Source organism: Aeribacillus sp. FSL K6-3256, from assembly GCF_037965805.1.
GTDB lineage: Bacteria > Bacillota > Bacilli > Bacillales > Aeribacillaceae > Aeribacillus > Aeribacillus composti.
The window spans coordinates 1,792,224-1,806,488 of record NZ_CP150188.1 but is presented as its reverse complement, the minus strand read 5'-3'; the positions used below and the strand labels follow the sequence as shown (position 1 = coordinate 1,806,488).

Annotated in this window: 10 protein-coding genes and 1 pseudogene; 6 read left to right on the top strand and 5 right to left on the bottom strand. The window is 35.8% G+C overall.

Annotation, left to right across the window (positions count from 1 at the left end; translation table 11 throughout):
- Position 1: 1 nt before the first annotated feature.
- The 3 genes from NSQ84_RS08655 to NSQ84_RS08645 form a co-directional block, all read right to left on the bottom strand.
- Positions 2 to 1,411, bottom strand: a complete 1,410-nt coding sequence (locus NSQ84_RS08655; RefSeq protein ID WP_130156607.1) for a response regulator — start codon at positions 1,409 to 1,411, stop codon at positions 2 to 4.
- 1 nt (position 1,412) lies between these two features.
- A complete protein-coding gene (locus NSQ84_RS08650; protein ID WP_339212655.1) occupies positions 1,413 to 2,861 on the bottom strand; it encodes a histidine kinase in 1,449 nt (482 codons plus the stop codon).
- Positions 2,862 to 3,540: 679 nt separating this feature from the next.
- On the bottom strand, positions 3,541 to 5,874 hold the full coding sequence (locus NSQ84_RS08645; RefSeq protein ID WP_339212652.1) for a transporter substrate-binding protein: 2,334 nt from the start codon (positions 5,872 to 5,874) through the stop codon (positions 3,541 to 3,543).
- Positions 5,875 to 6,146: 272 nt separating this feature from the next.
- On the opposite strand from NSQ84_RS08645, the gene NSQ84_RS08640 reads away from it, so the two are divergent.
- From NSQ84_RS08640 to NSQ84_RS08615, 6 genes and pseudogenes are all read left to right on the top strand, one after another.
- Positions 6,147 to 7,193, top strand: a complete 1,047-nt coding sequence (locus NSQ84_RS08640; protein WP_327848781.1) for an aliphatic amidase — start codon at positions 6,147 to 6,149, stop codon at positions 7,191 to 7,193.
- Between the two features lie 71 nt (positions 7,194 to 7,264).
- Complete coding sequence (locus NSQ84_RS08635) at positions 7,265 to 8,383, top strand: AAA family ATPase (protein ID WP_327874142.1); 1,119 nt, start codon at positions 7,265 to 7,267, stop codon at positions 8,381 to 8,383.
- Between the two features lie 29 nt (positions 8,384 to 8,412).
- Positions 8,413 to 8,796, top strand: a pseudogene (locus tag NSQ84_RS08630) (AmiS/UreI family transporter); the annotation flags it as partial.
- On the top strand, positions 8,784 to 8,924 hold the full coding sequence (locus NSQ84_RS08625) for a hypothetical protein (RefSeq protein WP_327874140.1): 141 nt from the start codon (positions 8,784 to 8,786) through the stop codon (positions 8,922 to 8,924). The pseudogene NSQ84_RS08630 and the gene NSQ84_RS08625, both read left to right, overlap by 13 nt.
- Positions 8,925 to 9,509: 585 nt before the next feature.
- Positions 9,510 to 10,088: a hypothetical protein gene (locus NSQ84_RS08620; protein ID WP_339212648.1), complete on the top strand. Its 579-nt coding sequence runs from the start codon at positions 9,510 to 9,512 to the stop codon at positions 10,086 to 10,088.
- A gap of 236 nt (positions 10,089 to 10,324) precedes the next feature.
- Positions 10,325 to 11,134, top strand: a complete 810-nt coding sequence (locus NSQ84_RS08615; RefSeq protein WP_327873928.1) for a hypothetical protein — start codon at positions 10,325 to 10,327, stop codon at positions 11,132 to 11,134.
- A gap of 312 nt (positions 11,135 to 11,446) precedes the next feature.
- On the opposite strand, the gene NSQ84_RS08610 is transcribed toward NSQ84_RS08615, so the two are convergent.
- Together NSQ84_RS08610 and NSQ84_RS08605 are read right to left on the bottom strand one after the other, a co-directional pair.
- Positions 11,447 to 12,844: an acetaldehyde dehydrogenase (acetylating) gene (locus NSQ84_RS08610; protein WP_082829333.1), complete on the bottom strand. Its 1,398-nt coding sequence runs from the start codon at positions 12,842 to 12,844 to the stop codon at positions 11,447 to 11,449.
- 481 nt (positions 12,845 to 13,325) lie between these two features.
- Positions 13,326 to 13,628: a metalloregulator ArsR/SmtB family transcription factor gene (locus NSQ84_RS08605; RefSeq protein ID WP_063389511.1), complete on the bottom strand. Its 303-nt coding sequence runs from the start codon at positions 13,626 to 13,628 to the stop codon at positions 13,326 to 13,328.
- Positions 13,629 to 14,265 lie beyond the last annotated feature (637 nt).

The following is a 14,265-nucleotide window of genomic DNA, read 5'->3' as shown; positions in this document are numbered from 1 at the left end:
CTTATGTGTTCAATTCTCTGAATTGAATCGGTGTTAAAGACACCTCTTTTTTAAATACTTTGATAAAGTATTTTACATCGTTAAAGCCGACTGCCTTACTGATCTCATATAAGTTCAGTTTAGTTTGAATTAAAAGCTTCTTTGCCTCCTCAATTCTTTTTTTGGCAATGTAGGAGGTGAAATTGATTCCGGTCTCTTTTTTAAACAACCAACTGAGATACGATGGCGAAAGTTCCAAATACTCTGCTACCATATCTAGGGACAGTGAAGAATTGTGATAGTTTTGCTCAATAAATATTTTTACTTGAAGGGAATAATCTTTGGAATATTTGTCCCACTTGTATAGAATATAGTCGATCAGTGGATCAAAAAATATTGTTTTCCACCTATACAAGTCATCCCATTGAGAAATCGACTTGAATTCCTGTAACCATGCTTTATTCTGATCGAGCCTATTATCAATGTTGAAATATTTGGATATCTCTATATAAAGCTGAAACAGGATAAACCAATGTGCTTCCAAAGTTTGATTGTTGTCCAAAATTTCGTTCAAATGCTGAGTAAACACTCTTTTCTCTCCCTGTTTCAATGCCAAGAGCAATTTACTTTCATCCTCAATGTTTAAAAAAACATGATTTGACACATTCTTTTCGTCTTCTCGATAATATTTTAGATTCTGAATAGCTTCTTTATATGCATGTTCAACGGAAAGATCCTCGCCTTCATGTATTTGACTCACGCCACAAGGATAACGCTTCTGCAATTGTTTTATGTTTGTTTTTATAATGTTTATTAACGCCTCTGAGGAATCTTCATAGACTACGTAGATATGTTGGGAACCCATACGTAAAAGAAAATTCCTGCCAATGTTTTTCAGTTCCTCATTCGAAATAGGGACTAAGGAGAAAATAAACAAATAATATTTGCAAGGAAACACTACATCAGCATCCATATGTTTTTCTCTATTAGAGATTCGCTCATAAATATAATTTTTCAACTGGATTATACTAATGTTTTCTCGCTCCTGCCTTTCTCTTTCAATCTGATTCTTGATGTTTTCAATGGTTGTTTTCAGCTCTTCCGGATCGATCGGCTTTAATATATAATTGGAAACGCCGTATTTGATCGCTCTTTTGGCATAATCGAAATCGTTGTAACCGGAAATAATAATAATTTTGGGATAAGATGTCATTTCCTTGTTCAATTGTTCCAGCATGGACAAACCATCCATGACAGGCATTCTGATGTCCGTGATAATGATATCAGGTTTATATAGTTTGATGAGATCCAAAGCGATTTTCCCATTTCTTGCGTTTCCAACTATTTGAATATTGTATTGCTGCCATGGCAGCATCTTCTCTATTCCTTTGCTAATCCAAGGCTCATCTTCCACAGTCAACATGCGCAGCATATCAACCACTCTCCTCTTCCTGCTGTTTACGATTACGAATAGGTATCGTGATCACCGCGCATAGTCCATGCGGTGAAATATTGTGATACTGAAGGCCGTATTCTTCCCCATAAGCAATTTTCAAACGATTGTTTACATTGAAAATTCCGATTCGGTTACTTTCTTTATTGGTTGGAGGGTGTTTATTATCCAAAGTAAACGTTTTCAGTTCCTCGTTTAGCTTTTGCAACTTTTCTTCCGGAATACCTGGTCCATTATCGGAAATGCTGATGACAATGTGCTTGTTTTCATTGATTTTGCCTTCAATTCGAATCATTCCTTTATCAGTTAAATTTTTGAACCCATGGATGAAACAGTTTTCAACGATCGGTTGGAGAACAAATTTGATGATTTTGTATTCTAGAATTTGTGGATCGATTTGTCGTTCACATTCTATAAAACCGTCAAATCGTATTAATTGAACATTTAGATAATTGTCCATGTGATCCAACTCGTCTTTGATTAATACTTCTTCAGTATCCTGCATCATATTGTACCGGAACATTTTCGATAACGACCTAGAAATTTGGGCAATTAGCGGAACATTATGAATAATGGCCAACGAATTAATTGTTTCCAATGCATTATGAAGAAAATGCGGATTGATTTGTGACTGCAATGCCTTGAATTTTGCTTGATTCGTTAATGAGATTAATTGATACTGAATCCTCGCTTGTTCCTTTAATTTTAACATGATTTTATGAAAGCTTATTTCAATATCCCATATTTCATCTCTGATCATTACATCTCGATCAAACGAGTGATTAAAATCCCCATTTTCTATCGCCTTGATTTCTTTTCTGAGAGAACGAATGGGGGAAGTCACATGTAATGAAATGAGTATAATTGAAAATATGCTGACCACAATGCTGCTGATAATGATATAAACCATTAATTTTTTGTTATTTTCATTTTTTTCTAATATTTTAGATACCTCAGTCACGCTAATTACAGAAAGATTCGTCTCCGGATCATGGTTATAAATCACGAGCATATTTCGGCCACTTTCTTTGAACGTAAAATTCCCACTGACTTTGCCGTTGACAGATTCATTGTTTTTCACTGTTTCAAGCAAACTATTATCATTTTTCCACGAGTTTGCAGAATAGACAATTTTCCCGTGGTCCGTGATTATCAGATCGGCAGGCACATTGAAGTCAACTCCTTGAAGGAATTCCTGCAACAATCCTGATTCGATAATAGAAAACCCATGACTAGTGGATTCAACATTTTTTTTGAAAAGTGCTAAAGAGCGATTCAGCTGCTTAATTATTTTCGTCTGAGACTCAACAGTATTGTTGTAAAATTTTGTTGTCCAAATTTGATAAATTAATAGATCACATATAACAAGGGGAAAAATGGTGAGAATGAAATAAAGTACGATATATTTATATTTGATACTGAAGTACACGGAGCGCCCCCCTTTAAAGAATATCAAATTTCTCTTTTTATGAATGTTTTTCATTTCCGTATTCATGGGAAGTGAATCGATATAGATTTTGAATCTTAAGATATCTTTTTCCCAGCCCGTTGCTACGTCTACCAGTGTTACTTTTAACTTTAAACATTTGGTCCATGAGCAATCAACAGGGAATATAAGAAATGTTGCTACATCCATCAAATAAGATACATTCAATAAGATATACAGTAAAAAAAGCTATTAAACTTTCATTAAAAAAAAGATAAGAACCACCATTAGAAAAAAATATATTTTCGTTTAATTTTACAATTGATATATCAAAATTCAATGAATTTTCGGTTTTAATTTATCGGTTGTCATATTCGAACCTTTATAAGATTACAACAAACAAGCTGCGTTACAGACTGCTTATTTACTAATAAATGATAGCACCCCACTCATATGTATACAATTTATTATCATAATACTTAAACCATTAAGTCCATTTTCAAATTGAGGCTTTTGATCGTCCTTTTGGTAATATTTTTGATGAAAAATGTAGAGATCGCTTGTTGTTAAAGAGGAATGTAAGGAGAATGCAAAAACTAAAATAGAGTTTTTACATTGAAATTGAAAGAGAGCCGTGTAAAATATTACAGGCTCTCTATTTTCTGACAACAGCTGACAAAAATCAATTACTACTGTTTTTAAAATGTTTTTTGCGGATGTTCCATTTATTCATTTTTCGGTATAATGTGCTACGAGTTACACCAAGTATTTTCGCAGCTTCCGTCATATTTTTTGTTTCTTGGAGAACTTGCTCGATCATTTGTTTTTCCAAAGACTTTAGATTGCCAACTACATGAGATTGTTTTATTGTACTGGAGCTTTGGAAGTCTTCAGGCAAGTGCATAGGACAGATTTTCGTCTCATGAATTGCTAAAAGAAATGCCCTTTCCATCACGTTTTTCAGTTCACGAATGTTTCCTGGCCAATAATAGGACTGAAGCATTTGCAATGCGGAATCGCATAACTCTAGTGGTCCTTTTCCATAATACTGATGAAACTGGCGCAAAAATTGTGCAGATAAATAAGGGATATCTTCTAATCGGTGTCTAAGCGGAGGAATCTGAATAGTAAATACATTTAATCGATAATACAGGTCGGAACGGAAAGAACCTTGGTAAGCAATCTCCTCTTTTAGATTGCGGTTTGTTGCAGCAATGACCCTTACATTAACTGGACGTTCTTTATAGTCACCTATGCGAACGACTTTTCGCTCCTCCAACACTCTAAGAAGGCTTACTTGCAATTCTAATGGCATCTCTCCAATTTCATCAAGAAACAATGTGCCCCCGTTGGCAGCTTCAAACTTCCCAACGCTTCCACCCTTTTTTGAACCAGTAAATGCTCCTTCCACATATCCAAATAACTCACTGGCAATCAGTTCTCTTGGAATAGCACCGGCATTCAAAGCAATAAACGGTCCATTTCGGCGAGGGCTTTGCTCATGAATCGTTCTTGCCAAAACTTCTTTACCAGTTCCTGTTTCCCCAAATATCAATACATTGGCGTCAAATTGTGAGGAGATCGAAGCAATGCGGAGCTCTTTTTGAAAGGCCGGATTGTAAGTTGCTATTTTTCCAAAATGGTATTTTTCATTTGACTGCTGAATAGCTTGTCCTGATCTTTTCTTTATAAAAATCAAAAAAGCGTTGTACGGCATTCTCATTTTCCTTTTCATTACTTCATAACCAATATCCAATAGGTTCGCTTCATCGAAAAGATCACCGGATTTAGCTTTCGTTATTTCAAAAGCATGGGGATTCACGTATAGTATCTTATCACTTTGGTCAACGGCGATAATTCCATCAGATACCTCTTTCCCTATTTCTTCGACTAAACCTTTCCATATATCTTCTTCATCTACAGAATCAAAAAGCGTATTTGTTAAAAGCGGTCTAGCAAAAATTTGTTTTTCCGAGCTCCAAACAATCTCAAACTGTCCATTTTCCTTTGCTTTTCCAATCCTCATTTCTCTTGACACATGATGATTAGATTCTATTTTAATTTTTCCACTCGGTGATGAAAACTCTTTCTCATATAAATATTTTGTGATTTTTTTTCTTTCTGTAGATTGTAAATGACATATCGCGTCTAATACTATTTGAACCCCTATATAAGTACTGCACATAACCGAGGAAATAACAGTATCCAAACCATATTTTTCTTTCATGCCTTTTACAAGTAAATCGTTTTCAGGAATATCTAATGACTGGAAATAACTAAAACAACTGTAATGACCAGCTGCATATTTTGGCTCCATTGCTTGTATCTCCAGCTCTGTTGTAATTGGGCTGATAATAGGCATTTCCTCAGGATTGAATCCTAATTCATAATACATTTTATAAAAAGGTAATATACTTTCCCCGACAAGCGTAGACAATATTGCATTGGAAGAAGAATGTTTAATCTCTTCCAAATAAGTCGAGAACTCTTTATGCCCTAATGGAACATATTTTTCCCCAATCACTTTCCCGTCCAATTCATATAACATCTCTCTAATTTGTTGATTCGTATATCTAGGGTAAACATAATCGTTTCCAATTAGGTAAACTTTTTTGCCAAATTGTTCAATCGTAAATTTAAGCAGTGAAGTGATTTGTTGATTGGGAATTTCTCCAACATAGAAAACATTTGGATGAATCTCCTGTCCTTCATAAAGCGCCGGATATATTAAAAGGCAATCGTATTGTTCAAGAACAGGTAAAATAGCTTTCCGGCATGCGGACGTATAGCATCCTACAAAAACTTTTATCCCTGAACACGCCATATCTAATGCTTGTCTATAGCTTTCAATTGGATCGGAACGAATGTCTCTTGCTTCAAAGGTAAAGGTAATATTTGATTTACTGTTGTCTTTTTGGAATTTTTCAAGAGCATACACAGCTGCTCGATATTGACCAATTTCTGTCAAGGAAGTGATGCCCGTTAATGAAAATAAAAAGCCGATGCAAATATTCATATAAATCCCTCTTTTGTATCAATTTGCGACAATGTATAAAAATTAAACATGCCTATTTCACTTTAATCTTATTATAAAATTCATAACATTTCAAATATTTCATCAATAATAATGTCGCAAAAGTGAAATCCTCCCTTTCCCTCCTATACTAAAAATAAAGCATTTATAAATTTGGCATATTTCTTGCAGTAGATATAAGCGAGAAAGCAGGAAACAAAACAATAGGCTACGTTTCCAGCTTTACATTCAATTATAGAAAGGAGTAATGAAAAATGAGACATGGGGATATCTCAAGCAGCCATGACACAGTTGGTATAGCAGTGGTCAATTACAAAATGCCTCGTCTTCACACAAAGAATGAGGTATTAGATAACTGTCGCAAAATAGCAGACATGATTGTAGGAATCAAAAAGGGACTTCCTGGTATGGACTTAATCGTTTTTCCAGAGTACAGCACTCATGGAATTATGTATGATGAACAAGAAATGTACGATACTGCCTCTTCCATTCCTGGAGAAGAGACTGCAATATTTGCCCAAGCATGTCGTGCTGCTAACACTTGGGGGGTATTTTCTTTAACAGGTGAAAGACATGAAGATCATCCCAATAAAGCTCCTTATAACACCTTGATTTTAATGAACAATAAAGGAGAAATTGTACAAAAATATCGAAAAATTATTCCTTGGTGTCCAATTGAAGCGTGGTATCCAGGAGACACAACTTATGTAGTAGAAGGACCAAAAGGAATAAAAATAAGCTTAATTGTCTGCGACGATGGGAACTATCCGGAAATTTGGCGTGATTGCGCCATGAAAGGCGCTGAACTTATTGTGAGATGCCAAGGCTATATGTATCCTTCAAAAGAACAGCAAATCATTATGGCAAAGGCTATGGCATGGGCAAATAATACGTATGTAGCTGTTGCGAATGCATCTGGATTCGACGGCGTCTATTCTTACTTTGGCCATTCAGCTATTGTTGGTTTTGATGGCCGTACATTAGGGGAATGCGGAACAGAAGAAAACGGAATCCAATACGCGGAACTGTCGATTTCGCAAATCCGTGATTTCCGCAAAAATTCGCAATCACAAAACCACTTATTTAAACTGCTTCACCGTGGGTATACCGGTTTAATTCAATCGGGAGATGACGGCCGTGGTTTAGCAGAGTGTCCATTTGATTTTTACCGCACCTGGGTGCTTGATGCAGAGAAGGCTCGTGAAAATGTAGAAAAGATTACACGTTCTACAGTGGGAACTGCGGAATGTCCGATAGAAGGAATCCCTCATGAAGAAATAGAGAAAACAACTGGAAAATGATCTTGAATAAGAAAGAGAAGAGGTCAGGTTCTAGGACTTGACCTCCTGATCGCCAATCAGGAGATGATGCTATGACATTTATAACATCTAAATTAAAGGATTTAAATGAGAATCGCCAGCAAAATTCTATATCATCTGATAACCATTCAGAAACTTTTAATCCTTCTTCTCCCTTAGTGACCCGATTTCGTTTTGAAGTCAACGAAGTAATTCAGCACATACGTTCAAAAATTTGGGGACAAGATGAAGTGTTAGCAGGTATAGAAGAAATGTTAAATATAATTTGGACGGATATTACAGAAGAAAACCGCCCTTTGTATGTAGCCTTATTTCTGGGGCCTACAGGGGTGGGAAAAACAGAAATCGTTCGCGTACTTAGTGAAGCTATTTACGGAAATGCGGAGGCTTTTTGCCGTATTGACATGAATACACTAACCCAGGAACATTATGCTGCGGCACTAACTGGTGCACCTCCAGGATATGTAGGAAGCAAAGAGGGGAACTCCTTATTTCAAAAGGAAAAAATTGAAGGATCCTACAGTAAACCTGGAATTGTTCTTTTTGACGAACTGGAGAAAGCAAATGACCAAGTGATTTATTCCCTGCTTAATGTAATGGATAACGGCATACTCGTTATGACATCTGGAGAGAAGGTTATTCATTTTCGTAATGCCATGATCTTTATGACAAGCAATATTGGGGCAAAAGAAATTATTAGTTATGCAAATAAAAGTTTAAAATATAGATTACGTAAACTGCTTTGGTTTTTAAGCCCTTCCAATTTTGGAAAAACAGAACAAGATTTTCTCCGCTCTATAGTTTTTTCCCAATTAGAAAAACGATTTAGTCCTGAGTTTATCAACAGATTCGATGATATTTTTGTCTTTCAGTGGCTAAAACAAGATGCGCTGGAACATATTCTTGATCTCAACATTCAAGCTATTAACCGAAGAATAAAAAAATACAACTGCACACTTCAGCTCGATGAATCTGCTCGTAAATTTTTGATTAAAAAAGGATTTGACCAGCGATATGGCGCGAGATTTTTAAAACGCGCTATTCGAAAATATATAGAAGTTCCTTTAGCTGCAAAAATCAGCAAGAGATTACATCAAGATCACCCAACCAAATTTATTGCAAAAATTAAGGACGGCAATCTCATCCTCTTTGAAACAGCACAAGAAAAGTGATAATTATTTCACTGTTTAGGGGGAAGAGCATGGATAAAGTCGGTCTAATGTTTGTTGGTGCAGCATTATTTATCAATGGTTTAATGCTATTGGGAAAAGTCGATGAAAAAAGTGTAAGAGTGTTTAACTTATTTATTGGATCGATGCAAGTTATGACACCATTTTATCTCATTTTTACATCTACAGGAGATTCATGGATGATCTTAAACGCATCCGGCTTTTTTCTTTTTGGTTTAACTTATTTATATGTTAGGAATTTCGAATCTAAAAAACTTTAACTCTTCAGGTTTAGGTTGGTACTCTCTATCGGTAGCAATTCTTGCTTTAGGATACAGCATATAAACTTTATTAAACTGCAAGATATAAAATTCGGTATTATTTGGCTTATGTGGTCCTTTCTATGGACATTATTTTACTTGCTGCTTGCACAAAAAAGAACATTGCTATCTTTACTGGGTGGGGCGCGTTTATTCAAGCATGGATTACAGCAACTATTCCCCCCTTTCTTCTTCTCATTAACCAATGGGAGTTCGTAGGATAAAAAACTGCTTTCGTAGTAACTATTTTAACAATTCTAGCTTTTATCGCTATCTATATTCACAAAACCTACTTCTGTCAAAATAGACAGCATTTCAACAAAATCTTAATTATAGAGCTCGGATCACCTATTGATTTTTTCTATACTTTAGCATTTGATTATTTTCTTTTGTATTAAAATAAGACTTGTAAAACAGCATGAAGACGAATATTTAATTGGCTTGAACAGTTTGAACAATAAAGATCAACCAACACAAAGGGTTTATTTCGATGATGATGAAAGATTCCTGATTTTGAAAAGCAATTTTATGCCTTTCTACATAAAAATACCTTAATTCTCAATTATCTTATTCTTTAATATTTCGAACACACTATGAATGATAAAGCGAAAGCATAATCTTCAACACATTCCACCGACTTGTTTGAGCATGAATCCCTTTATCGTCACATAGTCTTTCAGATGTAAATGTTTTATTAATGCTCGGGCATTTACTGCATTTAATCAACTCAAGGCACCCAATCCGTACTTGTCAGAACCATTTCATTCGAATAAAATTGAGAAAAGGAGATTTTTAAAAGGAGTCAAAAAATGGAACAAAAACTCGACTTAATTTTAGAAAAAGTGATGTCTATTGACAATGATCTTAAAAATGTGCATGATCGACTGGATTATATCGGGACGCGATTGGACCAGGTAGATGATCGATTAAATCGGGTCGAAAATCGATTGGATCGAGTAGAAGAGCGTTTAGATCAAGTAGAAACACGCTTAAATCATGTTGAAGAGCGATTGAATCGGGTCGAAAATCGGTTGGATCGAGTAGGAGAGCGATTAGATCAAGTAGAAACACGCTTAAATTATGTTGAAGAGCGATTGAATCGGATTGAACAGGAACAAAAATCAATTAAACAAGCTGTAATGGAAACAAACGAAGAAATGAAAAACCTCCAAGAAAGCTTCAAATCTGTTTACGAAATTATTGGCGAACATGACGTTTCCATCCGTACGTTACGAAAAAAATTATGTAACCTACAACCACCTCAAAAAGTGATAACCTCACTTCTTTTTTTAACCCTGTGCTATTTCCTGGAAATACCATACACAAAGCAAAAATTTATTCCATTTTATTCAAAGAACCTGTATTTAAACTTTTATTCTGACCTTTGAAAATAAATAAAAAAACGTGCCCAATCATACAGTTCTCTATTTGGCATATTGTGCTAATGAATAACTTAGGATTGCTAAGGCTGGTGAGCACGAGCAATTCAAAGCCGCCTATCTTGATGTCTTCTCCATTTTTTTACTAAAAGGATGTAAAAAATATTAAATACAATAAACTACTAATCTAAACTGATAGTTGATGAGGTAGAAAGACTTCCCTATGTTTCACTGGAGTTGATTTGATGATTGCTACTATGTATAAACGGAGAATGAAAGCAGCATTTGCTCTATCTTCTATAGTTATGCTCATTGGTATTTCTGTTTTTTTCATCGATCGACCAGATTCTTTACAAAATTGGTTAAATCTTTCTTCAATAGGTATTGTAGATCTTTTTTTGTTTTTTACCGGAGTTTCAAACCAGATTAAATATAACAAGGTGAAAGATATTCAAATTCATGAGTCAAAAGCTTCCCTCCTTGAGTTGGATCATCTAGTTTTAAAAAAAGATCTTGGTTTTTTTCCTCGTCTCCTACTGTTTGAAAAAAGCGGCCATTTTGTTGGAACGATTAAGCCAATCCGTATTGCTTTTATTTTTTACCCAATGAGCCTGCTGCTTCGTGATTCACTGATCATGGCGCTTCCGATTACTTATGGTGTTTTTTCGAATAAAGGAAATGTGCTGTTTACCTTTAAGAGAAAAGGAATGAAAAAGTCGATTGTAACAGTAAAGAATGTACATGACCGAAAACTGGGAGAATATGTACAAGAGGATTGGAAAAGTCTAGTCAACATAAAAGGTGAGCTGAGAGATGCTGATGATAAGCTGATTCTCCCTGTTAAGGTTAAGGCCTTTTCTGGTGATTTTACGTTAACAGATTCCGAAGGTCGGCAGTGGGCCCGTTTCTACAATGGATATTTCCCTCATGAATATACGAATATTTTTCGTGATGTGTACAATGATATCGTTGAGCTCTCTGACAACTTGTCGAAACATCATAAAATGCTTTTAATGGCAATGATTGGCTTTTTATTTTTGCAGCGCAACCAATAATCTAGTGTTGTTTTGGGAGTTTTCCCGCTACCACTTTACGATTTCTAAATTAACAATAAACTTTTTAAAATAGATCCAGTGAACTGCACGAGCTTACTAGTTGATGTGTGTAATAATAAATCCATGCAGGAAAAGATGCTCCTGCATGGATTTTTGTACTGAATATCGTCCTTACAACTAAATTTTTTTAGGGGGGTAAACGCATTATCACTTCCGGAGTGTCGAATTTATTATTTTAGCTGTATCAAAGAACATGGCAGATGTTTGATACAGTCTTTTAATCTATCAAAAGAGTTTTTATGGACAGTCAAGTTATTTAGTTAATGCAGGTTCATTTTGTGCACTTTCCTCTTTTTTTGGCATTTGGCGGACTCCAAATGCAACACGTTTAATGTTAAACAAGTGATTGACTGTAACATTGTCAGATGTAACGTTGTTGCCAATAGCACCGCAGCCAAGAGTCAAGGACGGTTTTACGTTCACTGTAGCGCCAATAGCGCCAAATGTTGTACCGGCATTTACAATGATACGTCCTGCTGGTTTATCGATTGTGTAAGCTTCGATTACTTTTTCATCCTCAGCGTGAATTCCGACTGTGTGACCAAGTCCGCCTGCATCAAGAAGTTTTTGGGCAAGCTCGCTTGCTGCTTGCATATCTTTCACTGTATAAAATGCTAGAGTTGGAGATAGTTTTTCAATTGAGAATGGATATTCTTTCCCAACTCCTGTTTCTTCTGCAACGATCACTTTCGCCTCGGACGGAACTTCAATACCTGCCATTTCACCAATCACTTGAGGTGACTTTCCTACAATTTTTGCATTCAGTCCACCGTTTACGAGAATGATGGATTCTACTTTTCGTTTTTCTTCTTCATTCAAGAAATAAGCGCCTTGTTTTGTCATCTCTGCAACAACTTTCTCTTTAATCGACTCATCCACTAAAAGAGCTTGTTCAGAAGCACAAATTGTTCCGTAGTCAAAAGTTTTGCTTTCAATAATAAGTTCAACAGCTTTTTCGATATTGGCACTTTCATGAATGTATACAGGTACGTTTCCAGGACCTACTCCGTATGCTGGTTTTCCGGAGCTGTAAGCAGCTCTTACCAATCCAGGACCGCCTGTGGCAAGGATGACATCAGTTAATTTATGCTTCATCAGCTCGTTTGTTGCTGCCAATGTTGGTTGGGTAATGCACAAAATCAAACCTTTTGGTGCTCCGGCACGCTCTGCTGCTTCTTGCATAATTCTTGCCGCTTCCGTTGTACATTTTGCAGCAGCTGGGTGAGGGCTGAAAATAATCGCATTTCCTGCTTTAACTGCGATCAATGATTTAAAAATGACTGTTGAGGTAGGATTTGTAGATGGAACAATTCCTGCAACGATCCCTACAGGTTGAGCAACTTCCCATACGCGGTTTTCTTCATCGCGACGAATAATCCCGACTGTTTTCACATCCTTGATAGAATTGTAAACATCATTCGCAGCGAACAGATTTTTTACTGTTTTATCAGGAACATTCCCGAAGCCAGTCTCTTCTACTGCCATAGCAGCCAATCGCTCAGCTTCTTCCCTTGCCGCTTTAACCATGCTTTCAACAATATGATCAATCTCGCTCTGAGTCATCTTTGCCATTATTTTTTGAGCTGTTTTCGCTTCCTCAAGGTAATTTCTTACTTCTTGGATAGATTGTAAATCAATATCTCGCAACATCTTTGCTTCGCTCCCTTTCATAGTTTTCATTTAACTAGCAGATTCATATTGTCATGATCTCAAATGACACTATTTCAATTTTGTTCGCTTGAACAAGCATCATTTTTTGTGTTTCTGCCCTCACCTCCTCAAATGCTAGCAGTTTGACATCACTGATCCTTGTCATGAAATTCTCATACCACTTTATCGAACGACGATCTAATCTGATGTCGTCACCAATATGCAAAACTCCTTCTTCCAATACTTTCGCTTTTTGACAAAGAAGAAGCATTTCAACCGCTCAAAAATTGATAACGATTACAAAAAAAGCGGTTTCATAAAACGTGAAAATTAGTTGAAGTTTATTTTTTATTTATTTAAATATCTAGAATAATCAATATAAGTAATTATAAATCGATAATTCTCGATATCTGAATCTATAAATATAATAAAACAAAATAAAAAGGGATTCAAGCCAAAAGCAACAATTAAAAAAATAGGCCTATAAATCCCTTGATAATAATTCATTCAATTTTTTGATGTTCTCTTCATCCCTTTTATAATATGTCCATTGCCCAACACGTTTTGCCTTTATCAATCCGGCATTTTGCAGCATCGATAAATAATGGGATACAGTAGATTGTGACAGTCCAACTTTTTTATGGATATCACTCACACATACTCCATCTTCATGTATATCACCGTGCTGCGGTTTGGGAAAGTGAGCTTCCGGATTCTTGAGCCATTGTACGATTTGCAGCCTCGTTTCATTTGACAAGGCTTTAAACACTTCTAAAAGTTCCATTGCTACCTCCAATTGACAATACTTATATTTCAAAACAACAGCGGAATAAAATTTGCATTAACAGACAATAAAAACACAAACAACGACAATCCTAAAACGGAGGTTGATCACTCTTGCATGGATAGATTAGCATATAACCAACAAATCTACAATACCTTGACGACTAGCTCTGATTGTTGACAGCGTGGCAGTGATCATTAGCCCCTAAAACGTAATAATTTTTTTATTAATTCAATAATACACGAAGCCCAGCCATAAAAGCAAAATCCAAGTCTTTTAGCAATAAACTGCTTTATTTTCTGTAAAGCCCTGATAATAAAATTACATGCAATTATAATCAACTTGATTCTTGAACAGTCAATCAGCCTCCTCAGCGCTTCATGTTCAAACACAACCTTATAAACATGTTTTCAGAGCAGCCAATCAAAGATGAACTGTTGAATCTTTGATCCGGATGATCGTAAAAACAAATTCATTGTTCCTTCTATAAGCGAAAGACATCTATATTGAATGCGGACAAAATCCTTTTCAGACACACTTGCAGAGCGAAATTGTTTTTAGATTGTGGTGAAAGCGCGCTGAACACCATTGCATAATCAGGCGAATCATTGCATATAGTTCATGTTTGTTTTCATCA